The 21,887-nt window shown below is 35.1% G+C and carries 22 protein-coding genes; 6 read left to right on the forward strand and 16 right to left on the reverse strand.

Translation table 11 applies throughout. The features are described from left to right. Positions 1–287: 287 nt before the first annotated feature. Positions 288–473 carry a hypothetical protein gene (locus tag CDZ89_RS15020; protein WP_096155249.1) on the forward strand — a complete coding sequence of 62 codons (186 nt, stop codon included), beginning with the start codon at positions 288–290 and terminating at the stop codon, positions 471–473. A gap of 294 nt (positions 474–767) precedes the next feature. Here CDZ89_RS15020 and CDZ89_RS15025 read toward each other — a convergent pair whose 3' ends face one another. Together CDZ89_RS15025 and CDZ89_RS15030 are read right to left on the reverse strand one after the other, a co-directional pair. Beyond that, complete coding sequence (locus CDZ89_RS15025; RefSeq protein WP_096155250.1) at positions 768–854, reverse strand: YjcZ family sporulation protein; 87 nt, start codon at positions 852–854, stop codon at positions 768–770. 35 nt (positions 855–889) lie between these two features. Then, entirely contained in the window at positions 890–976 is an 87-nt protein-coding gene (locus CDZ89_RS15030; RefSeq protein WP_096155251.1) for a YjcZ family sporulation protein, read from the reverse strand. Between the two features lie 289 nt (positions 977–1,265). Here CDZ89_RS15030 and CDZ89_RS15035 point away from each other — a divergent pair, with 289 nt between their 5' ends. Beyond that, positions 1,266–2,135: a peptidylprolyl isomerase gene (locus CDZ89_RS15035; RefSeq protein WP_100333922.1), complete on the forward strand. Its 870-nt coding sequence runs from the start codon at positions 1,266–1,268 to the stop codon at positions 2,133–2,135. 62 nt (positions 2,136–2,197) lie between these two features. Here the strand turns inward: CDZ89_RS15035 and CDZ89_RS15040 are convergent, their stop codons facing one another. The 8 genes from CDZ89_RS15040 to CDZ89_RS15075 form a co-directional block, all read right to left on the reverse strand. Next, positions 2,198–2,383 carry a sporulation YhaL family protein gene (locus CDZ89_RS15040; RefSeq protein ID WP_227521520.1) on the reverse strand — a complete coding sequence of 62 codons (186 nt, stop codon included), beginning with the start codon at positions 2,381–2,383 and terminating at the stop codon, positions 2,198–2,200. Positions 2,384–2,455: 72 nt separating this feature from the next. Further along, entirely contained in the window at positions 2,456–3,403 is a 948-nt protein-coding gene (yhaM, locus tag CDZ89_RS15045) for a 3'-5' exoribonuclease YhaM (RefSeq protein WP_100333923.1), read from the reverse strand. Between the two features lie 32 nt (positions 3,404–3,435). Next, the gene (locus CDZ89_RS15050) at positions 3,436–4,659 is read right to left on the reverse strand and encodes an MFS transporter (RefSeq protein WP_100333924.1); all 1,224 of its coding nucleotides are present in this window, start codon (positions 4,657–4,659) and stop codon (positions 3,436–3,438) included. A gap of 78 nt (positions 4,660–4,737) precedes the next feature. Continuing rightward, on the reverse strand, positions 4,738–7,752 hold the full coding sequence (locus tag CDZ89_RS15055; RefSeq protein ID WP_096155256.1) for an ATP-binding protein: 3,015 nt from the start codon (positions 7,750–7,752) through the stop codon (positions 4,738–4,740). Between the two features lie 6 nt (positions 7,753–7,758). Continuing rightward, positions 7,759–8,988, reverse strand: coding sequence for a metallophosphoesterase family protein (locus tag CDZ89_RS15060; RefSeq protein ID WP_096155257.1), 1,230 nt, complete (start codon positions 8,986–8,988; stop codon positions 7,759–7,761). A gap of 315 nt (positions 8,989–9,303) precedes the next feature. Then, positions 9,304–9,501: a DUF6019 family protein gene (locus CDZ89_RS15065; protein WP_096155258.1), complete on the reverse strand. Its 198-nt coding sequence runs from the start codon at positions 9,499–9,501 to the stop codon at positions 9,304–9,306. Positions 9,502–9,522: 21 nt separating this feature from the next. After that, a complete protein-coding gene (locus CDZ89_RS15070) occupies positions 9,523–10,773 on the reverse strand; it encodes an ABC transporter permease (RefSeq protein ID WP_096155259.1) in 1,251 nt (416 codons plus the stop codon). Continuing rightward, entirely contained in the window at positions 10,766–11,665 is a 900-nt protein-coding gene (locus CDZ89_RS15075) for an ABC transporter ATP-binding protein (RefSeq protein WP_096155260.1), read from the reverse strand. Before CDZ89_RS15075 ends, CDZ89_RS15070 begins: the two co-directional genes overlap by 8 nt. A 143-nt stretch (positions 11,666–11,808) precedes the next feature. Between CDZ89_RS15075 and CDZ89_RS15080 the strand changes: the two genes are divergently transcribed. After that, positions 11,809–11,994, forward strand: a complete 186-nt coding sequence (locus tag CDZ89_RS15080) for a YhzD family protein (RefSeq protein ID WP_096155261.1) — start codon at positions 11,809–11,811, stop codon at positions 11,992–11,994. A 397-nt stretch (positions 11,995–12,391) separates the two neighbouring features. Here the strand turns inward: CDZ89_RS15080 and CDZ89_RS15085 are convergent, their stop codons facing one another. Next, positions 12,392–12,775, reverse strand: a complete 384-nt coding sequence (locus CDZ89_RS15085) for a hypothetical protein (protein ID WP_096155262.1) — start codon at positions 12,773–12,775, stop codon at positions 12,392–12,394. A 34-nt stretch (positions 12,776–12,809) separates the two neighbouring features. Then, positions 12,810–13,586 carry an enoyl-CoA hydratase gene (locus tag CDZ89_RS15090; protein ID WP_227521521.1) on the reverse strand — a complete coding sequence of 259 codons (777 nt, stop codon included), beginning with the start codon at positions 13,584–13,586 and terminating at the stop codon, positions 12,810–12,812. Between the two features lie 321 nt (positions 13,587–13,907). Here CDZ89_RS15090 and CDZ89_RS15095 point away from each other — a divergent pair, with 321 nt between their 5' ends. Then, a complete protein-coding gene (locus tag CDZ89_RS15095) occupies positions 13,908–14,090 on the forward strand; it encodes a hypothetical protein (protein WP_096155263.1) in 183 nt (60 codons plus the stop codon). Positions 14,091–14,125: 35 nt separating this feature from the next. Here CDZ89_RS15095 and CDZ89_RS15100 read toward each other — a convergent pair whose 3' ends face one another. From CDZ89_RS15100 to CDZ89_RS15115, 4 genes are all read right to left on the reverse strand, one after another. Next, positions 14,126–15,634, reverse strand: coding sequence for a coproporphyrinogen III oxidase (locus CDZ89_RS15100; RefSeq protein ID WP_096155264.1), 1,509 nt, complete (start codon positions 15,632–15,634; stop codon positions 14,126–14,128). Positions 15,635–16,198: 564 nt separating this feature from the next. Then, the gene (locus CDZ89_RS15105; RefSeq protein ID WP_096155265.1) at positions 16,199–17,056 is read right to left on the reverse strand and encodes a Cof-type HAD-IIB family hydrolase; all 858 of its coding nucleotides are present in this window, start codon (positions 17,054–17,056) and stop codon (positions 16,199–16,201) included. 374 nt (positions 17,057–17,430) lie between these two features. Next, complete coding sequence (locus tag CDZ89_RS15110) at positions 17,431–17,784, reverse strand: YlbF/YmcA family competence regulator (protein ID WP_406564900.1); 354 nt, start codon at positions 17,782–17,784, stop codon at positions 17,431–17,433. Positions 17,785–17,901: 117 nt separating this feature from the next. Then, positions 17,902–19,035 (reverse strand): DUF445 domain-containing protein, encoded by a 1,134-nt coding sequence (locus CDZ89_RS15115; protein ID WP_096155267.1) that lies wholly within the window; start codon positions 19,033–19,035, stop codon positions 17,902–17,904. 140 nt (positions 19,036–19,175) lie between these two features. Here CDZ89_RS15115 and CDZ89_RS15120 point away from each other — a divergent pair, with 140 nt between their 5' ends. Together CDZ89_RS15120 and CDZ89_RS15125 are read left to right on the forward strand one after the other, a co-directional pair. Beyond that, the gene (locus tag CDZ89_RS15120; protein WP_100333926.1) at positions 19,176–20,561 is read left to right on the forward strand and encodes a YheC/YheD family endospore coat-associated protein; all 1,386 of its coding nucleotides are present in this window, start codon (positions 19,176–19,178) and stop codon (positions 20,559–20,561) included. A gap of 29 nt (positions 20,562–20,590) precedes the next feature. After that, positions 20,591–21,679, forward strand: a complete 1,089-nt coding sequence (locus CDZ89_RS15125) for a YheC/YheD family endospore coat-associated protein (protein ID WP_096155269.1) — start codon at positions 20,591–20,593, stop codon at positions 21,677–21,679. Positions 21,680–21,887: the final 208 nt, after the last annotated feature.

Raw genomic sequence — 21,887 nt, forward strand, 5'->3', positions numbered from 1 at the left:
CATTTAATAACACAGCTGTTTTTTAAAATTGGTAAAATTAAATATATATTTCATCTTGCGTATTCCTATCTTTTCTGGCAAAACTTTGGTATTGTTAAGTGAGTGAGTTTCAAAAATATGTTTACTTTTTGAAAAACGAAAAATTACCAATAAATTCTAATCAGAAGTAACCAAAGTAGGAACAAGCAACTTAATTGGTAAATAAAGTTTCCGTTTTTCACTAAATGAAACGTATTTATGAAATTGATTAGAATAATAAATAGAAAAGATTAAAGGAGGGGAGCTATATGGCTATTTTATTTATTCCAGTGGCTGTATTCATACTCTTCTACATAAACAAATTAACGAACGCACTTTGTGAACAAAAAGAAATTCCAGAAGAACGCCAAGGCAAAGTGTTCCGAACTATTAATGTCTTGATTTTAATTTTATTAATTTCTTCTTACGTTGATATTTTGTTCTCCACCCTGTAGTTAATTTGTAATGAATACATAGTAAATCAAGTAATTGAACTTATAGTAACAATCTTTAAAAGAAAGGCTATGTTAAAGTTTGTTGTTGAATCATTGTCAATCTAGCGGTTGATTTCCGCGCATATCGAAGCCTCCTCGTCGCTAGTGCTCAAGCGGGAAACGGGAGACCCCCGCTTGAGCACTAGCGACGAGGAGGCTCCCGGCCCGCCCGCGGAAATCAACAGCGGTGTTTAACAGAGCCAAAAGAAAAAAGCGATGAAGGAGATTTCCTTCATCGCTTTTTTTTGATTTAGATTAGTACAACCAAGCTGCACCAACGATAACTAAAAGTATGAACAATACAACGATTAACGCGAAGCCGCCGCCGTGTGAATGTGACATTCCGTTTTCCTCCTTTTACTACACGAATTAACTGGTTAGTATAACCAAGCTGCACCTACAATTACTAACAAGATGAACAATACTACGATTAACGCAAATCCACCTGCATATGAAGCACCCATTGAGTAACACCTCCTTTTGAGTTGTTACGCTATCTTATGCGTCTGTTCCTCAAAAAGCATAGGCATAAGCCCTACAAATAAATGTTTTACTTATTCCCTGGGTTAACTTGATTACGTAATTTTATTTGTTTTCATGCTTCCATATATACATATGTATTGGTGTATTTATCGTGTGGACTAATGCCTATATTCTAAAAATTGTAATGTGCTCTTTCCATAAATTCCTAAGTGCACATTTGTTATGTTATAGTATTGGTAAAATATTTCCATACAAAGGAGTTGAAAGATTATGAATAAAAGTAGGCTACTCTTTATAATTTTATTTACATACATAGCACTTGTAGGCTGTAATAATGAATCGAAGGAAGAAGACACACCTGAGTTCGTCGTAGAAACTACGTTCGGAAACATTACAAAAGAAGAGTTTTATAAATCATTAAAAAACCGCTTCGGTGAAGAGGTACTGCGTGAGTTGGTATATGAGAAAGTATTAACTCATCAGTTTAATCTTACGGACGAGGAAGTAATTGAACGTTTTGATGAATTTAAAGAGGACTTAGGAGCACAGTTTGAAGCTGCTTTAATGAGAAGTGGTTTTAAATCGGAAGAACAATTTAAAAAGACATTACGAACTGCAATGCTTCAAGAAAAAGCTGCTATGGAATTAGTTGAAGTAACAGACGAAGAGTTACTAACCTATTACGATAATATCCAATTACCAATTAAGGCGAGCCATATTTTAGTCGATGATGAAGAAACAGCCCTATTACTTATTGAGAAGTTAGAAGAAGGTGCTGATTTTTCACAGCTAGCAAAAGAAAATTCAACAGATCAAGCCACGGCTGAAGCAGGAGGAGACTTAGGATGGTTTGGTCCTGGGAAAATGTTAGAACAATTCGAGAAAACTGCTTATAGCTTAGAAGTTGGAGAAACAAGTGATCCTGTTGAAACTATTTATGGTTATCACATAATCAAGGTAGTGGACATAGAGGAGCGGCAGCCTTTTGAACAAATGAAGGATCAGCTTCGTGAAGAGGTCATAAAAGAGAAAATTAACCAAGAGCTAATTAACGAAGCTGTACAAAAGCATTTAGACGAAGCGAATGTGAAGGTGAATGATCCTTCTCTAAAAGAGGCTTTTGACCTTTCGGAGTACTGACAATAGAAATAAAAAAGAGGCCATCCACTATTTGAATATGGATGCCTCTTTTCGTTATGTTTTCAAGAACCAACTTGTTGAGAGTATTGACGTTTTTCTTTTTCTTCTTCCATGCGTTCCATGTATACTCTGCCTTCTTGCTCAATTTGTACATCTTCTTTTTCTTTGTCTTCTCGTGCTGATTTAACTGTCATATAACCGCTAAAGCATATTCCTATAATAATTAAAAAGATTAACCAACCCATCATGCTTCATCCTTTCTTCATTAGACAAGCTATTTAATAGGATGTATATGAATAAGTGGACAAACCTATGACTACTTATTTATGAAAAGTTGGTTTATAGAAGGAGCGATTATCCATAGCAAATATTCGTTCCGTATATTCACCAGGTTTTACACGTTGTAGAGCTCTGTCTAACATATTCATCTTTGCATCAATGTTATCAATATAGTGTAAGATTTCCGCTTCTTTTATAATTGGTTGTTTAGGGCTTCCCCACTCTAATTTTCCATGGTGAGATAAAACTAAATGTTGAAGTACCATTACTTCCTCGCCATCAATATTTAACTCTTCCGCCGCTTTTTTAATTTCACTAACCATAATAGAAATATGACCAAGTAAATTTCCTTCAACCGTATACATTGTAGAAATAGGTCCAGATAGCTCTGTTACTTTTCCTAAGTCATGCAAAATTACTCCAGCATACAATAAATCCTTATCTAACGATGGATACAGGTCTGCAGTAGATTTTGCCAAATCCAACATACATACTACGTGATAAGCAAGTCCAGATACGAATTCATGATGATTTTTTGTTGCAGCTGGATATTGTAAAAATTCCTCTTTATATTTATTTAATAAATGCCTCGTAATACGTTGTATGTTAGGGTTTTCCATTTCAAATATTGCCGTTGTAATTTTGGATATCATTTCTTCTTGTTTTAGTGGAGCAGTTTCTAATAGGTCTGCTAGTGTTACTTGTTCATGTTCTTCTTTTGATCTTAATTTCTTAAGTTTTAGTTGATTACGCCCGCGATAATGGTGAATCTCTCCTAATACACGAACGATGTGTTGGGCAACGTATACTGTTTCATCTTCCGGAGAAACGTCCCAAACTTTTGCTTCAATATCACCTGTTTTGTCTTGCAAAATTAATGTTAAAAATGGCTTGCCATTACTAGCAATGCCTTTAGTAGAAGATTTTATTAGGAGAAAACATTCTACTTGTTCTCCAACTTCGTAATTTAAGATCCCCTTTTGTTTCATATCGTTCTCCTCCGTCACTTTATTTTTATTAATCACGTGGTCACTTCGACTTGTTTTGCTTTCTGACTAAGCCATACTTTTGTTGCGATTAAGCCTACAAGTAAAATAAAAGCTCCAAACAAATATGGAATATGGATATTTATTTCAAATAAAATCCCAGCTAATATTGGTCCTACTGTGTTGCCGAGACTTAAGAATGAATTGTTTAATCCCATTATAAACCCTTGTTTTTTTCCAGCTAATTTAGATATAAAAGAGTTCAGAGATGGTCGTAACAATGAATTGCCTAAGAAAAATATACTTGTTGTTAGTAAAACGAGTAAGAAAGTTGTTGCAAATGTCATGATGACAAAGCCAATTGCACTTATCAGTAGAGAAAACATGACCACTTTTTGTTCTCCGAATTTACGAGTTAATCTTCCTACCAATACTCCTTGTGCAATAGTCCCAACTAGACCTACAAGTAATACAATTAACCCTACCTGACTAGGTGTATACTCATATCGAATCATTGTATAGTAACCAAAGATTGATTGGAAGTTTGCTAATGCAAAGCTCATAATAAAAACTAATATTAACAAAAACCCTACAGGACTATTAATGGCATTTGCCATCATGACAAATTGGTTTTTTTGTTTTACTCCCGCTTCTTGCAGTCTATCTTGCTCCCTTTTTTCTTTCGGATACGACTCAGGTAAAACAAGTATAGAAACAATACCCGCAATTGTTGCTAAAGTTCCTGCAAAAATGAAAGGTAAAGATAGATTATATTCGGCCAGCCAGCCTCCTATTCCTGGACCTACTACAATTCCAAGCCCCATGGCTGCACCAAGAATACCCATTCCTTGTCCGCGCTTTTCTTCACTTGTTACATCTGAAACGTAAGCCATAGCAGTAGGCATTAACGCTGCACCAAAAAGACCAGCTAATATTCGAGAAACGAACAACATCCATATTCCAGTGGCGAATGCAAATATAAATTCCGCTACCGCGAACCCAAAAAGGCCAAGTGTAATTAAAGGTTTTCTACCAATTTTATCAGACACCCTTCCCCATATTGGTGCAAAAAGGAACTGCATAAAGGCATAGACAGCAACCAAAAAACCAAGCGTTCTAGCGGTCGCTCCAAACATGTCGATATAAAAAGGTAAGATAGGTATGACTAACCCGATACCAATCATTACAATAAACAAATTGAAGCTTAATAAAATTAATGGTGTCTTTGAACGAGATTTACTCGTGTGTTGATCTGTCATATAAAAATACTCCATTCGTACAAGTCAGTTAGTAGTAGTACATGATAACTTACTCAGTTAAGAATATCACTTGCCATATTACGTGGCAAACATTGTTGATTCTTCCATAACGTAGACAATTGCACCTTTCTTCATACTAAGTTTTTCTTTAATGAAATGATGACATGTGAAGAAAATAATTTGGTTTCCTTCATTCGTAATCTCTTCTAACAGCTTCATAGCTAGATCTGTTCTATTGGAGTCAAAATTTACAAAAGTATCATCGATAATAAAAGGAAGCGCTTTTTCATTACTCCATGCTGCAGCAACGGCAAATCTTAATGCAATATACAATTGCTCAATAGTCGCCTGACTTAATTCTTTTGGTAAAAAAACCATTCCATCCTTATGCTCCACTACTAACGTTTTCTCTGATGATAATGTCATCACTTTTACATACTTTCCACCTGTTAATAAATTGAAGTACTTAGTGGCTTTTTCTAATACTTGTGGTAACTTTACTTCTTGATAGTAGTTCATCGTTTTGTTTAGTAGATGTTTAGCAGTCTCAAATACGGACCACTTTTTTGCTAGTCGTTCAAATAATGCTTTTTCATTTTCATAATCTTGTTTTACCATTGCGTAGGTTGTACCAGCTTCTAGTACCTTTATTGTCTCAAGGTAAGTTGCTTTTTCTTTGTACCTTTCTTGTAGTTGATTTTCTATTGAATGAATGTCCTCCTTAACTAATATGAGCTCGTAGTTCCAATCGTTTACTTTCAGCCAATCTTCTTTACTCACTTCGTATAGCTTTTCTAATTGTGTAATTTGCGCTTGTAACATATCACGTCTTTGTTCTAGGTCGACACCAATAGCATTTTGTTCTGCTTTCTCTCGAAACTTCTCTTCTGTACTTACGTTTGCTGATACGTAAAGCTGGTCCATTTGCTTTACTACTTCTACTTGTTGTTGAATTAGTAATCGTTTTTCTTCTGCTAATGGGACAAGTTTTTCTTTTAGATGTTTCATTGTTTGTATTAAATTTTTTAATTGTTCCTGCTCATTTCTCGCTAAGTAGAAACAATGATTTAGGTTATTATAATCAAAACCTAGTTTTTTATTATTTGATTGTATCTTTAAAACTAAATCGTTTAATTCATTTTCGTGTAGTTTTTTGTCTATTGATACTTCCTCTAGCTCCAATAAGTATTTTTTCAACGCACTTATTTCTTCAAATGCCTCTTCCATAAAAGAAATTTGAAATTCAGATAAATCAATTATTTCGTTTAGGTTTTTCCACTTTTCATCTATTAAAAATTTCTTTTGTTCCCAAGCTTCATAAAGTGAAACCGTTTTTTCATAACTTCGTTCATGCTGGCGTAGAAGTACCATTTCTTTGACGAGCATCTTTTCTACTTGCTCGTTTTCTATTAATAACTTTTGCACTTTGTTTATTTCATCTAAAGATGTACGTTGCTCAGACAATTCTTTTTTAAGTTTTGAAAGTTCAGCTAAAATATTTTTTTCTTCTTCTTTCCATTCTACGGAGGAGTTTTTCGATTTCTTACTAAAAGTAAAAAGGAATGTGCCCCCTAAACAAAAAATAGCAATTAACGAGAGTCCAATATTACCAATTGAAAATCCATATATGGCTAATCCAGCACAAACAACTGATAAAACGCTAAACAGAATCACGGTACTTTTTTTAGAAACTTTTTCAGCTTGTTCTTGTTGAGCTCTTTGTTTCTTCAATTGTTCGAGTATCTTTTCCTGTGCGCGAATTTCGTTCTCTATTGAGCTACGTTTATTTTCGTTAATTAAGTTGTTTAACCTATTTTTCTCTTGCTCTGGTAGCAGTTCTGCTTTTAACTGCTTTATATTAAACTCACTATTCTCTAACTCTTCTTTCGCTGTAGAAAATTGTTTATCTACTCTTACTTTTTCTTCTTCCAACTGCTTTTCTTCAAACACTAATTCACGTAGTTGCATTTTTGTTTGAAGTGTCGTTTGGAAACATAAAATCTCACTATCCAACTTATTCTCCCAACCAATGCTTTCTTTAATCTGTTGAATTTTACTTTTAAGATTATGCTCGGTAATAGTAAGCTGTTCTAAAGCTTGTTCTAATTGCTCATAATTCAACTGTAAATCCGTGATAGACTCCAATGCTTTTAATTTTTCTTGCAACTGTGTCTCTGGTATATTATCTAACTTTGAATTAATTTCATTCATTTGTTCCGTTAGAGTGTTTATTTTTGATTCAAAAAAAGTCCATTCTTTTTGGAGACTTTCTAGCCTTGTCACACCATTGATTGGAAATGGTTTATACATAGGGAGCGTCTGTAATTTTGAATCGTACTGAATTAATTCTGTGTATAAAGGAGTGATTGAAATCATTTGATCTGTTAGTTGTTTTTGTATTTGCAATTGCTTTTGCTTATGCGTCAGATTTTCGATTTGACTGTTTAATTTCTCAACATTACTTTGCAGTCGTTCATATTCCCCTATCTTCTCTTCCCACAATACCAACTGTGCTTTTTTATCTTTTAACGTAGATAACATTTCATTAAGTATTGGCTTTCTACCACCTGGTTTAAAAAGTGCATCAGTTTCTTTTTCTAATTTTTGTCCTAGTTTTTGAAGTTGATCTGTTCCTATCATGCCAGATGAAAATAAATAACTACCAAGTTCGTCTAAATTTGTAAGTTTTACATTTTGAATGTCCATTATGTTGAATGAAAAGACTCCTTTAAATAAAGACTTTTCCATTCCATTTACGATAGTTTCAGTAGAGGTGGAAGTGGTCCCGTCTTCAAAATATACAGTCACTTCACCTGTGGATCTACCATTAACTCTTTCTATTTTCACTATTCCCTGTTCCTTTGTTTCTACGGTTAAATAACCGCCATATTGAAATCCAGTTTTAGGTTCGTACCTAAGCTCTGCTTGGTTTTTTGTTGGAAAACCAAATAAAATGGCATGTATGAAAGCCATAATAGTCGATTTACCAGCCTCATTTTCTCCGTAAAATACTTGTACTGTTGGAGAAAATAGGTCAACTTTAACGTTTTGTAATTTTCCAAATCCATATATATGTAAACTTTTAATCTTCATCTTACATTACCTCCTATCATGGAGTAGTTCTTCTAATAAGAGTTGCTCAGCCTCTCTTTTAACTTCTTCTAACTCTTTTTCCGTAAGCTTTTGTAATACTTTACGTGCCTCGTTATGGTGGTAAAGAGAAGATAGTGCAACTTGAACGTCATCTGTACGCTCTACTACATGAAAGAAATCACGATAAAACGGAACTTCTTCTAATTCCTTTTTGTTAATTACATTACTTGTTTTAAGTAAAATATCGTATACATAAACAAAGTCGAACGTAGATTCTTCTTTTTCATTTAGGAGAAATAGTAAGTCCTCTAATACTTGAGCATTCTGTAGTTCATGATGAAGTTGATTTTGACCAACCAATTCTAACTGAATGAGTAACCCTTTTTCTTTACAACGTAATTCTTCTATTAGTTTTTTTAAATTATTTATGATTTCATCCATGCTAGCTAATGTAGTAATATTGAATGTTATAGTGTCCCAAAGAACATTCGATGTTTGAATGAAGGATAATGTTTCACTTTCTTGTTGTAATTCAACTAAATATATCCCTTTTTCGCCTCGTTCTTTTTTATGCCTTCCTTGAATATTTCCTGGGTAGACAATAGAAGGGCGCTCATGTAAAATTTGTCGTTTATGAATATGACCTAGAGCCCAATAATGAAAGTCTTTTTCTAGCAGTTCGTTCATCGTAAATGGTGCATAAGGATCATGGTCAGTGTTACCGTCAAGGTTACCGTGAAGCATTCCGATATGGTATGGCACATCGTTATTTTCTTTGTTATAAAAAGAAGTCATATTAGACGTGACGTGCTTTGTTGGATAGCTAAACCCATATATGTTAGCAATTTGTGTGCCATTTTTGTAAAATGGTTTTGTTTCAACAGTAGTTGAAAATATATGAACATTATTTGGGTAGCGGAAAGTTTTAGTGTCTTTTAGAACAGGGTCGTGGTTTCCATGAATGATGTACACTGGAATATCTTGTTCTTCTAAGCGCTGAAATCCTTCTCTTAGCTTTGCCTGTGCGAATAAACTTCTATTTTCTCCATCAAACAAATCTCCTGCTATTAATAGGAAGTCTATATTATATTTTATTGCGTTATCGATGATTGTTTGAAACGCTTGAAAAGTGCTGTGTCTAATTCGTTGGAGGATTGGCTGTGGCAATGTATGTAGGCCTATAAAAGGGCTATCTAAATGCAAGTCGGCAGCATGAATAAATCGGATTTTTTCCATATATTGCACCCTTTCACTTTTTCTTTTATTTTATCACGATTTCAAATCGAATGCACGTTCGGTTTGGGTTATGATGATAAATTGAAAAAATAGCTATCTAAAAGTATTTGTAACTAAATATAGTAAGTGAATTAAATAAAGTGTCGGATATGTGGCCGACTCCTGCGGGAGAGGGCAGGCTGGTGAGACCCCACAGAGCCCTTGGGCTCGAGGAGGCTCACCGCCTCCCCCGCGGAAAGCGGTCACATATCCGACACGGCTTTTATTGTAAAAAGAGGCCATTCAGAAAGTACTTTCTGGACAGCCTCAAAGAATTTATATTTTCTTATTTACATAATGCTTTTGTTCATTTTGATGTGAAAATTTAACTTGTTTTTTTATATCTTGTAATTCGATGTTTAGTTTTCTTAATTCCTTTGATTCATTCATTCCGTTCTTGACTGCTGCCTTAATAACGAAGTAGAGCGTTAGGAAAAATAAAAACATACACGACAATATTGGAATTAAGTCCATTTTGTAGCTCTCCTAAATCTGTTAGTCTTTTTTGGTTAGTTGCAATGCTTTTTTAATGTCTTTAAAGGATGAGGATTTTCCGTACATTAATACTCCACCACGATACACTTTTGATCCGAACATTGCTAATAAAATAATCGTACCAACTAAAATACCAATGGACAACCCAATTTCCCAAAACGGAAGGTTTAGCATACCTACTCGTAAAAACATTATCATTGGAGAGAAAAACGGAATAAAGGACATCACTTGAATAAATGAATTATCTGGATTATTTAATCCGAACATTGCAATCATAAATGCTGCAACAATTAGTATGGTCATCGGTGCAATCATTTGTTGAATATCTTCAATTCTACTAACTAATGAACCCAAAAATGCTGCTAATGTCGCAAATAAGAAGTATCCTAATAGGAAGAAGATGATGGCATACACGAAAGTGGAAACAGCTAAGTCACCAACTCCAAAGTATTCAAACACTCCTCCTGTCATATCTTGTAAGTTTCTATTTAATGAGAAATAACCAATAACAAACCATAATAAAAGTTGGGTAATACTTAATAAAGCAATACCTAATATTTTCCCAAACATATGCTTAATAGGAGATGCCGAGGAAATCAGTATTTCCATTACACGTGACGTTTTTTCCGTTGCCACTTCTGTTGCAATCATACTTGAATACATGATAACGGAGAAATACATAACAAATAGTAATACGTAAACAATGCCTCTAGCTTGGTTTAGTTCTTCTGCTGATTTTGCAGATTCTTCTAACGGTACAACTTCAAATGGTACTGGGGCATATAATGTGGCAATTTGCTCTTGCGTTAACCCAATTTTAGCAGTAGCAAGCTCCACCTTTACTTGTTGAAGTGCCTGTTCTATTCTAAAAATTGTTCCATGGTCGGAAATGGATCTAGCTTTAAACGTACCGACTGGTAATCCTTCTTGATCCTCATCGATGATCAAAACTCCATCGTACGTTCCTTCTAGCACTTTTTCTTCAACACTACTTGGATCGCCATCTATTTTCTCAAAATTAACCCTCTGTTCTTCACCTTGGAATTGTGCTTCTAACTGGGTATAAAAAGAACCGTCATTATCTAAGACAGCGATTAGTTTTTCATCGTTTCGTTCGAATGTTTCAAGGATCGTTTGCATATTTGTTAATCCGATAATAAGTAATGCTGTTATGGCTGTTGATATAAGAAATGACTTGGACCTTAGCTTACTCATATATGTTTGCATAACAATAATGAAAAACTTATTCATAGGAGTCACCTACTTTTTCAATAAAGATATCATTTAACGAAGGCTCTTCTAATTGGAACTTTCGAACAAAGCCTTTACCTTGTAAGCTCTCAAACACCCTTTGGGAGATCTTTTCATCCTCTACTTGCAATTTTATACCTTCTACTGTTTTCTTTGCTCTTACAACACCAGAGAACGTTTCTAAATAAGAAAGATCTATATCAGCATGGATGGTAACATTCTTCTTTCCAAATGAACGCTTTATATCTCGTAAATTACCATGAACAACTGGACTACCATGATGCATAATACATAAATGTTCACAAAGCTCTTCTACATGTTCCATTCGATGACTAGAAAACACAATAGAAGTTCCTTCATTTTTTAAGTCCGTCACAGCATCTTTCAGTAATTCAACATTTAATGGGTCCAATCCACTGAACGGTTCGTCTAAGATTAATAGCTTTGGTTTATGAATAGTAGACGCGATAAATTGAATTTTTTGTTGGTTACCTTTGGAGAGTTCCTCCACTTTTTTGTTCGCGTATTCTGGTACTTTAAATCTTTCTAACCAGTAATCCATTTGTTTCAAAATATCTGCTTTTTGCATTCCTCTTAATCTACCTAAGTAAATTAATTGGTCCTTAACTGTAAGTTTTGGATAAAGTCCTCTTTCTTCTGGCAAATATCCGACTAAATGACTTTCATTATATGTAATTTTATTTTCTGCCCACGTAATTTTTCCTGCCGTTGGTTCTAAAAGTCCAAGCACCATTCGGAACGTTGTTGTTTTACCAGCTCCGTTCGCACCTAGAAATCCAAACATCTCACTTTCTGGTATTTCAATAGATAAGTTGTTCACAGCAGTATGTGCCCCGAACTTTTTCGTGACCTGTTGCAATTTTAATGCCATTATATTGTACCTCCTTATAGGTCTGCCTATAATTATACGATTCTTGTGGCATAAAGTTCCATATATATATAAAACTTTAACATTTTCTTTATAAGTAGTATGATAGTAGTAAATGAATGACTATTCATAAGGGGATGATCGAAGTGGGAAAATATACGTTAACGGTTTTCAGCAAAGATGGAGAAAAGCTATTAGACGAGAGCTTTGAAGCTTCTTCAGAAAAAGAAGCGAAAGAACTTGGGGAAAAACGATTAGGGGAATTGAAGTATTTAGAAACAACACACCGTTGCACAAACTCTAGCGGAAAGTTAGTATTATTTCATCGATAAAGAAGAGGATGGGTCAAAACTGTGTTAACTAATTAGAAATCCGAACATTACCCATGAAAATCCGAGGGATATGTCGGATTTTTTCTCGTTTCCAAAAATGAAAATGTACATTTTTATACTTTCCGACAGATGATTGGAGCGCAAGCCGAAGACTCCTGCGGGAAAGCGTGTAAGTGAGACCCCACAGGCGCTCGTGCCGAGGAGTAGGTTTTTCACGACAGTGAAAATAACCTACCTTTTTACCGCCCGCGGAAAGCGAAGGCTTGCGCTCCAATCATTTGCTGCATACAAAATGTAATTATCCATTGGTAATCCATTACATATAATCGTTCGTCTTTGGAGTGAGAAAATTAGTTCTATCCCAACCTCTTTATTTTTTTAGGATTATGCTGATTATCTAATGTTTCTTTTGAAACTCTCGCCACTCATCCACATATTTAGGGTTCGTTACTTCTAATTCTTTTGTAATAACTATCTGATTTTTTATGTCATATAGTACTTTATAGATCCCAAACGGCTCTTCGTTTCTTACTAAAAAGCATTCAAAGTTAACTAAGCCACCTGGAGAAATAACAGACGTAATTATGGTTTTGTTTTCATCTACAAAGTCAGCAAGTTCAGGGGCAAACTTCTCAAAATTCATATCAAGATAATTAATCATTTCTAATCTTCGGGCTTCTAGTACATTTTTGTTTGAGTTCGTTACAACAATATATGTAACAGAACTCCCCAACAAAATTAGAAATAATAGAGTAATAATAACCGATGTATTTCTATTCATTTTCTCTCCCCTTAAAAGGTTGCGTTACTATTATTTATTCTCCATTAAAATTCGGAACCCTTTTTTCTAAAAAAGCTCTGATACCTTCTTGATGATCATTTGTTTGGCGCATTCTGCTCTGGCCACTCTTTTCTAATTGCAGTACAGTTTTAAGCTCAGTTGAGGAAGCTTGCGTGTAGATTGACTTCGTTTCAATCATTGCTTGTAATGGAGAAGACTTTAATTGTTGTAGTTTACTCAATATTGCTTGCTCTAGTTTTTCTTCTACGATGTCCACTAAACCAAGATTTTTTGCTTCTGATCCAGTAACGGTTTTCCCTTCCCAGATGAGGTGTTTGGCCATGATTTCTCCTAATCTATTCTTTAAAAAGAAATGACCTGCACCATCAGGAATGAGACCAATTTTTATAAAATTCATTGCTATTTTCGTAGAAGGTTGAGCGTACACGTAGTCACTTGCTAGCGCTAAACTTAAGCCTAGTCCAGCTGCTGCTCCGTGAAGGGCACTAATCGTTATTTTCGGTAAAGTGTATAATGTTAAAACGATGTTCGTAATGGAGTTCATAACTGTTTCAAAAAGTTTAGGGTCATCTTGTAACATCATTTTAATATCACCACCCGCACTAAAAACAGGTCCGTTACCTTTTAATAAAAGAATTTTCGCCTTACTTTCTTTAATTTCTTCCATCACGCTATTGAGTTCTATTAACATCTCTACATTCATTGCATTGTGACTTTCTGGACGATTTAGAGTCAATGTAATGACACCATTTACTTCTTCTAACTGGATAGTTTTATATGTATTCTTCACTTTGCATCCCCCCTTCTGTTTGATCAACACAAAAATGAATTATAATTCATTTTATTATAACATGGTAAAAAGTAGAAAAATAGTTTTATTTACGTTAACATTACTGTATTAGAGTGTATAATTAGATTAGTTGAATCAATTTCATAATTACTGTTCGTTTAGTGAAAAACGAATGTTCCGTTTATTATATAATTAAATTACGTTCGATATAAACGTAAATTATATGAAAGAATAGGTTTAATATTCGTTTTTCGTTTAGTAATTGTACATTATGAAACTCACTCAGTTCATAATACTTTATAGGTAAGGAGCAACCATACAATGTTAAAAAAAGTAATTATATATGCTCTAATCTTCTTTTTTGCTTTCTATGTTTTATCATACATATCGAGTGGTACTGAATATGACAATGTATATGTACTTGTGATAGGACTAGTTTCTGTTTTCTTTTTAGTGGATTTTTTAGGTCGGTATTTGAAGAAGAACAACAATGAGGAAAAATGATCCCGCTGAAAATAATTCCAGCGGGATTTTTTTGGCTATTTAGAGAAAAGCTCTTCCATTATCTTTATTTTCTCATCTGTGTAATGTAAATATCCATCATTGTATGACTTAGGGTCTTTTGGATTCGCAAAACGTTGAATTTTGCCTGTATTAGGGTCGACAAATTTACTAGATGCCCCACATCCTAGTCCAATGATCGACTGCTTTTCTTCCATGATCATGATGTTGTAAATACTGTCTTGACCTGGCAGTGCATAGCCAACGTTTTCTAAGTTACCTAATATATTCTTTTGGCGATACAAGTAATATGGTACATATCCGTGGTCGTTCGTCCATTCTGTTGCCATATCCATCATTTTACTAATTTCTTCACGGTCTGCTACTTTGTATTTCTGCTTATTTTTTGTCATTTCTGAAGCACGTTTAAACGATAATGTATGAACAGTTAGTGATTCTGGCATTAATTTTTCCGTTTCGTTTAACGTATGTTGGAATTCAGGCACACCTTCACCTGGTAACCCAATAATTAAGTCCATATTAATGTTATTCATATTCATTTCTCTAGCTAAGTGGAATTTATCAATAGTTTCTTCAACCGTATGATGGCGTCCAATCGCTTTTAATGTTTCTTGAATATAAGATTGCGGATTAATACTAATACGATCAATGTTCCATTTTTGTAGAACTTTCAATTTTTCTGGTGTGATTGTATCAGGACGACCTGCCTCTACGGTTACTTCACGTACTTTTTCCATATTAGGGAAAGCCTTGTACATTTGCTCATACAACATGTCCATTTCCTCTGCTGTAATACTTGTAGGTGTACCACCACCGTAATATACTGTTGTAATTTTGATCCCTTTTTCTCTTAACCAGTTACCTACTACTTCAATTTCATGGTGTAATCCACCTAAGAAAGAGTCAACTTTTCCTTGTTTCCCGTTTATTGCATAAGCAGGAAACGTACAGTAAGCGCACTTTGTTGGACAAAATGGAATCCCGATGTAAATACTAACTTCTTTTCCTAAATCATAAAGGTCAGGCACAACGGAAAGCTGACGATCTACGATTTGTTGCATTAATTGAATCTTTTCATCACTTATCAAATATTCTTCTTTTAATAATTTATGGACATCTTCTTTCTTTTCACCTTTTTGTAATTTGGAGTGTAAAAGCTTTGTTGGACGGATTCCAGTAAGAATTCCCCATTTTTGAATGATGCCAGTATAGTCTTGTAATAATGTTAAAAATACATGAAAAACTGTATATTTAACTTGTTTAAAGCGTTCTTTATCATCATTAAATAAAGTAAGGTCTTTTTGGTGTGTACTCTTAAATATTTGACCATGACCATTTACCTCAAGCAATCCTGATACTACACACATCAATTCTGTCTCGTTTAGATTTATGGAAAAAACTAGATTGTAGTCTTCTTCATTTGTTGAAGATAATGATACTTCACTTTCTTCAAAGAATAAGTTAGAAATAAGTTCGAGTGGGCGTTGAAATCTATCATCTTGTAGCCCTTGTATATTTATCTTCAAAACAATCACCTTTCGTTTATAAACTTCTTTCAGTTTACAAAATAACGGGCTTTTATTCAATGTTGGGGTAGTTTTACCAGTGAACATGTTATTTGTCTGATTTGTTATTTTAGAAAGGTTTTGTTAAAGACCGCTGTTGATTTCCGCGCAAGTCTCCGCTTTCCGCGGGCGTGTCTAGGTCAAGCGGCTAGCTCCTCTAGGATAAGCCATGGCCATCCTGAGGGAAAAATGCCCCCTCATACTGCCCTTGTCTTATCCTTTTCGGAGCTGAACGAGCCGCTTTTACTTTTCGAAATGGCTGGAGCCTCCTCGGCTTCGCCTGTGGGGTCTCCAGGCCCCCGCTACTCCCGCAGGACAAGGAATGCTCCGGAGCGATACATCGCACGAAGAAAATGCGTATGCATTTTCGAGGAGTCTCCGACTTGCGCGGAAGTCAACTGCTAGTTAAGTAACAAAAATCAACACTAACATTTAACATAGCCTTTAGAATAAACTACCTATTTTAAATTGAACCATAACAAAAAGTCTGCCACCAAAAAGCTAGCAGACTCCATTATGAACCTATTAAACCTTAAAACTCTTTAAAAATGCTAATCTTTGTTGCTTTCGGAAATGTTCTTTTATCATATAAGCAACACCTTGCTCATCATTTGAACGTGTGATCCAATCTGCTGCACTTTTTACTTTAGGAGGTGCATTCCACATTGCCACTCCAAGGCCGACAACGTCTAACAATGGAATGTCATCTTCTGCATCGCCTATATAAACCATTTCATTCCATGAGATCTTCAACACTTCGCCTAATGTTTGTAAGCCATCAAATTTCGTACCACCTGCAGGTAAAATCTCTATTTTTTTATCGTGATTCATAAGTGCAATATCATCAAATGCAACTGTTAATGTATTATATACTGCCTTTTGTTCTTCCTCACTATTAAAATATACTTCTATCTTTGGTGGCGCGATAGGGTTATCTGTTAAAGTATCACCTAACGATTCTACAAATTGAACTGGGTAAATGAGAGGGTCATTCGAACCGAGCACTGCTCTAGACATTAAATTGTTTGCACCACGTAGGCGGTTACCGATCGAGTAACGCTCATGCATTAATCTAACTGTGCAATCAAAGTTTTCTAAAACTTGCACTAGGTTGAACGTTTTTTCTTCTGTGATTCTTTTTACATGCAAAGCCTGTTCTTGCTTCGAAGCGATAAATGAACCGCCGTGCGTTACGAGAAAGGAATCAAGCTTTAGTGCTTTTGCTACTTTTTGAGCAGAGTAAAAATTCCTTCCCGTAACAAGGGTAACGTATATTCCCTTATTTTTTACATATTCTACTGCTTCTTTTGTTTCTTTTGCCAATTTACCATTGGACTTTAATAATGTCTTGTCAATATTAATAGCCAATAAGCGATATATCATGGAGGTGCCTCCTTAAATCTAGGTTGTTTGTACTTATTTTTATGAGTATGAAAAAATAGGAGGGAATAGAACATTGGACAAGTTTAGAGGATGACTATTTTTGTTAGGAAATGTTTCATAACATGAAAGATGAAAAGGCTAGTATGTACTTTAGATGTTTTATTATAATTAAGTTGATGATAGCACGAGATGCTCGCTTTCCGCGGGTGGTCTCGGGAGCCTCCTCGGCCTGATGGGCCTGTGGGGTCTCCCTTGACACACTCTCCCGCAGGAGTCTCGCATCTCGTGCTATCATCAACTGTTAGTTCCCAATTCTATAGTAAAAACGAGCCAATTAGCATCATATGCTTCATTGGCTCGTTTCATTTACGTAATTAGTTTCCTTCAACGTTGCTGTATAACTCTTCTAATGGCTTCATGATGATTTTGTTAAGTTCCCCAACCATCATGCTCATGCCTTGCTCCGCTTCCATAAGCTTTGCAATTTTTTCGTTTTGTTGAACAAGTTGAACTGTTTGTTGCGCCTGCTCCACTTCTTCTTGTGTAATTTCTTGACCTGACATTTGTTTTTGTTGAAGCGACAGTTGAATGTTGCGGAAGTTTTCAAACATTGTTTTTGTTGACTCGTCTGCAAAAACTTCTTCGTAATATTTCTTTAAGTTTGTGAATTCCTCACTCGTGCGGATTGCTTTTTCTAATTCGTTTGCTACGTTATATACGTTAGACAATACATTCAGTCCTTCCATTTTTGCCCTAAAAGGCATGATAGTGAACAGTATAACAAACCAAATCTTCTCATTCAAACGATAACCATTATGACAGCTACGTCAACTAGCTAACTATACCTATAGCATAAATACCATTAACCCTTGAACAAAGCCAATCATTCCACCTAGTAAAGCACCTAAATACGTAATCATTTTTAACTCTCTACTTGAGACAGATAATACAATTTGCTCTAACTTTGGAAGAGAAAATGATTCCACTTGTTCTTTCACAATTTGTTCTAATTGTAGCTTAGATAATAAATTTTCTAGTTGATTTAACAAGATTGTCGTCCCACTATCGACCACTGTAGGCAATACATTATGTAACAAGGGTTGTTTAATTGGCTGCGTTACTTCAGAAATAGACTTGTTTAACTGTTTATCCAGGTCTACCATTTTTTCTAACAACTGAATGCCCGAATTTACTAAAGCCTGTTTCGATAATTTTGCCTCTACTTCTGCTACCGTTAAAGCTTTCACTTTATTCCATTCGGTAAGAAGAACTTTTTGTAATACATCTTTTGTTCCATCATGTTTCAAAAATTTTATAACTTCTGGCTGTACTTTATCGGCGAGACTATAATTACCTAGAAACATTTGCACCATATTTCCAAGCATCCCCCGTGTTTGGATAAAGTCTTGTATCATTTTAGATAGTTGAGCTTTTCCTTGCTCGCTTTCAAAGTAGTCCGTCCCTTTTTGTAAAATGTATTCTGATACTTGAGGGATATGTTCTTCCATTTTATTTAGGAGTTCTTCAGGGATAATACTTTCAATCGGCAGATCTCCAAATTCCTTCAGAGCTGTTTCATATTTCTTTTGTAACCAATCATTCGCATTTTCTTGAAGCATTTGTTTTGGATTTTCTACTCCAAAGCTCTGAAATGTTTCCTTAACCGTTTTTTCTGATGACAAAAATGTCTCCGTTTGTTTCATCATCCATTGAAGAATTTCTTGCTGAAAACCTTTTTGAATGAGGCGGCGCTTCATACTTTCAGCCGTTAGTAAATGTTCCATGACTAGCTTCCCTAACTGAATTGCAAGTTCATCTCGTCTTTTTGGTATTAATCCAGGTGTAAATGGCAATCTTCTTTTTCCTATATAAATTGGATTATATGGGCGAAAAAGCATGCGAATGGCTAATGAGTTTGTTAATCCCCCAATAAATGCGCCGATAGAAATCATCATTAAAAACAATAAAAACGTGTTCATGTACCGATATACCTCTTTTCTTATAACATTTTACTTTGTTTATTTTCACCGATTTTCAAGAAGTACATAAAATAACTGTACAAAAGGGCTTAAGCCTATACGTTTAGACTTTTCTTACTTCTAAAAAACGAGGGACTTTCATGAAATTTTATAGAGCCACTATTATTCCAACGGAACCAAAAAGTAACAACCCGACGATACGATTAAGCAAAAAACTAGCGAAAAAGTTACAAATACCGTTAGATTCACCCATCATCGTCATTCAGTGTAGTCGCGTAAAAATAACGGCTTTTCTAGAAATTATAAAGGTTGATAACCCTTATGTAAAAGTGGACCGTTCCATCCTTCAATCATTATTTTTAGCCGATGAAGAGGACAGAGATTTATTAGTAAGCTTTCAACCGAATCTCAATACATTAGTAATTGGTCCCGTTATTGGCCTGCTAACAGAAATAAAGGAAGAGCCCCCAATACATTTAAAGTCTATTGAATATTTTAGCAGAGAACTAGCTATTTTTGCAGACGAAATTGGCGTGATTTTTTATGTTTTTACTTTAAAAGAGTATATTCATGGCGGCAATACTTTTCTCGATGGATATATTCTCTCAGACAACAAAACTTGGTTAAAGCGATCTGTCCCATTTCCGAATGTGATTCACAATAGATTGCACGTTAGAAAAAATGAACAGAACATAAGCTTTATTTCTTTTATAGAAGAACTACAAAAGCATAACATCCCTATTTTTAATGAGCATTTTTTAAACAAATGGGAAGTTCATTCTCACTTATTACAAGCCGATCATTTACACCCTTTTCTTCCCACTTCAATGGAGTATTCTTTTGAGAATGTCAAAAATCTAATAGAAAAAACGAACACACTATTTATTAAACCAATGAATGGAAGTCAAGGAAAGCAAATTTTTAAAATTACTCGCGCTGAGGATGGGGATAATTGGGAACTTTCCTATTCGTCCCTACAGCTTAATGTTACAGCTAAGTATGAACATATACATGATATTGTCTCCCGACTGCAGCCATATACAAAAAAAAGAAACTTTATTGTTCAAACAGGAATCGATTTAATCGAGTTAGAAGGTCGACCCGTGGATTTTCGTTTTTTATGTCATAGGAGAGAAAATGACACTTGGCAAGTTACTTCCGCTGTTGCTAGAGTTTCTAAAGCTGGACAGTTCGTTTCAAACCTAGCACAAGGCGGAGAAATGCTAACAGTCCAACAAGCGCTAGTTCAACTGTTTGATAAAAAAGAAGCAAAACATCTACAAAAAGCGATGCGTTCTATCGCACTTGATGTTTGTAATGAGATTAGTTCCATTTCTGATGGTATTTTTGCGGAGCTTGGCATAGATATTACAGTGGATAAAAGTGGCCAGCCGTGGCTAATTGAAGTAAATACAAAGCCTTCCAAAAATATGGATCCACGCTCTGAGAATGAATCTGTTCGACCATCTGCTAAAGCTATTATTTTATATTGCTTATATTTAATGAGCAAAGCGGATGAGACATAATCCATCACATTCGAAAAAGGAGTGAGTGAATGACCATTACACTAGGCATTCTTACATTTTCTAATCCGACGAAAAGCTCGTACATGACGAACATTGCCATTCACAGCATAAAATACGACGTTCAAGTCTATTCATTTTCCCCAGCAAAAATATTTTTAGGGAAAAACGAAGTGTTTGGTTACTTATTTTGTAGAGAGACTCGTTCTTGGAAAAAAAGTCAGTTCCCACTTCCTTCTTTTATTTATGATCGCCTATATTATCCATCGTCTTTACAAAGCAAATCTTATATTGAAAAAATAACCTGGTTGAAAAACAATCGGAATATTACGTTTCTAGGTTGTGGTTTACCGAATAAGTGGGATGTCATTCAACAGCTACATTCAGATGAGGAGCTTCAACCATATTTTTTACCGACAAGGAGTTACACCATTTCAACGTTTAAAAAGATGGTTTCTATGTATAAAGAAGTCATTTTAAAGCCTATAAACGGATCACAAGGTTTTGGGATTATAAAAGCGAAGCAATCTAGTCATGATGGATTGGATTGTATGGAAGTGACGAGAGATGGTGAACGACACTTTACATTTCATACACTTCAAAAATTTAATAAGTGGATACAGTCGAAAGAAACAAATTTCATTATACAACCGTTTCTGTCATTACTAACGGCTAAAAAGGAACCATTTGATTTAAGAATTCTTCTTCAGAAAGGATCAGACGGTGAGTGGCTAGAACGTTTCAAAGCGATCAGACATGGCCGTGTTGGTAAAATCACAGCAAATCTTGCTACTGGAGGAGAAATTGTAACATACAAAGAATGGATAAAAAAATTCTCCACCATTGAACAAATAGCCCTTGAAGAAACTATTTCCTACCTTGTTGAAACTCTAGTTAATACACTCGATAAAAAATTTCATCCTCTTTTTGAGATAGGTCTTGATTTAGCAATAGATTGTAACTTAAAACCGTGGATTTTAGATATTAACTCCAAACCTGGGCATAAAATGATAGAAATAACAGCAAGTGAACAAATAAAACAACAAACGTACGAAGCTCCAGCACGTTATAGTGTTTTCTTGAAAAATAAGTCTGTGAAAAATGTAAGTGTTGATTTCTGATACTTTTCTAGCAGTTGATTTCCGCGCAAGTCGGAGACTCCTCGAAAATGCATACGCATTTTCTTCGTGCGATGTATCGCTCCGGAGCATTCCTTGTCCTGCGGGAGTAGCGGGGGACTGGAGACCCCACAGGCGAAGCCGAGGAGGCTCCAGCCACGCCCGCGGAAAGCGGAGACTTGCGCGGAAATCAACAGCGGTCTTTAACAGA

It is taken from the genome of Bacillus alkalisoli, from assembly GCF_002797415.1.
GTDB lineage: Bacteria > Bacillota > Bacilli > Bacillales > Bacillaceae_I > Bacillus_CD > Bacillus_CD alkalisoli.

Bases quoted from the DNA above. Each gene is read 5' to 3' on its own strand.
- CDZ89_RS15070 (WP_096155259.1), bottom strand. From the start codon at position 10,773: ATGAATAAGTTTTTCATTATTGTTATGCAAACATATATGAGTAAGCTA.
- CDZ89_RS15050 (WP_100333924.1), bottom strand. From the start codon at position 4,659: ATGACAGATCAACACACGAGTAAATCTCGTTCAAAGACACCATTAATT.
- CDZ89_RS15075 (WP_096155260.1), bottom strand. From the start codon at position 11,665: ATGGCATTAAAATTGCAACAGGTCACGAAAAAGTTCGGGGCACATACT.
- CDZ89_RS15040 (WP_227521520.1), bottom strand. From the start codon at position 2,383: ATGATGGGTTGGTTAATCTTTTTAATTATTATAGGAATATGCTTTAGC.
- CDZ89_RS15055 (WP_096155256.1), bottom strand. From the start codon at position 7,752: ATGAAGATTAAAAGTTTACATATATATGGATTTGGAAAATTACAAAAC.
- CDZ89_RS15105 (WP_096155265.1), bottom strand. From the start codon at position 17,056: ATGATATATCGCTTATTGGCTATTAATATTGACAAGACATTATTAAAG.
- CDZ89_RS15115 (WP_096155267.1), bottom strand. From the start codon at position 19,035: ATGAACACGTTTTTATTGTTTTTAATGATGATTTCTATCGGCGCATTT.
- CDZ89_RS15030 (WP_096155251.1), bottom strand. From the start codon at position 976: ATGGGTGCTTCATATGCAGGTGGATTTGCGTTAATCGTAGTATTGTTC.
- CDZ89_RS15035 (WP_100333922.1), top strand. From the start codon at position 1,266: ATGAATAAAAGTAGGCTACTCTTTATAATTTTATTTACATACATAGCA.
- CDZ89_RS15095 (WP_096155263.1), top strand. From the start codon at position 13,908: ATGTTAAAAAAAGTAATTATATATGCTCTAATCTTCTTTTTTGCTTTC.
- CDZ89_RS15025 (WP_096155250.1), bottom strand. From the start codon at position 854: ATGTCACATTCACACGGCGGCGGCTTCGCGTTAATCGTTGTATTGTTC.
- CDZ89_RS15060 (WP_096155257.1), bottom strand. From the start codon at position 8,988: ATGGAAAAAATCCGATTTATTCATGCTGCCGACTTGCATTTAGATAGC.
- CDZ89_RS15020 (WP_096155249.1), top strand. From the start codon at position 288: ATGGCTATTTTATTTATTCCAGTGGCTGTATTCATACTCTTCTACATA.
- CDZ89_RS15125 (WP_096155269.1), top strand. From the start codon at position 20,591: ATGACCATTACACTAGGCATTCTTACATTTTCTAATCCGACGAAAAGC.
- yhaM (WP_100333923.1), bottom strand. From the start codon at position 3,403: ATGAAACAAAAGGGGATCTTAAATTACGAAGTTGGAGAACAAGTAGAA.
- CDZ89_RS15120 (WP_100333926.1), top strand. From the start codon at position 19,176: ATGAAATTTTATAGAGCCACTATTATTCCAACGGAACCAAAAAGTAAC.
- CDZ89_RS15085 (WP_096155262.1), bottom strand. From the start codon at position 12,775: ATGAATAGAAATACATCGGTTATTATTACTCTATTATTTCTAATTTTG.
- CDZ89_RS15065 (WP_096155258.1), bottom strand. From the start codon at position 9,501: ATGGACTTAATTCCAATATTGTCGTGTATGTTTTTATTTTTCCTAACG.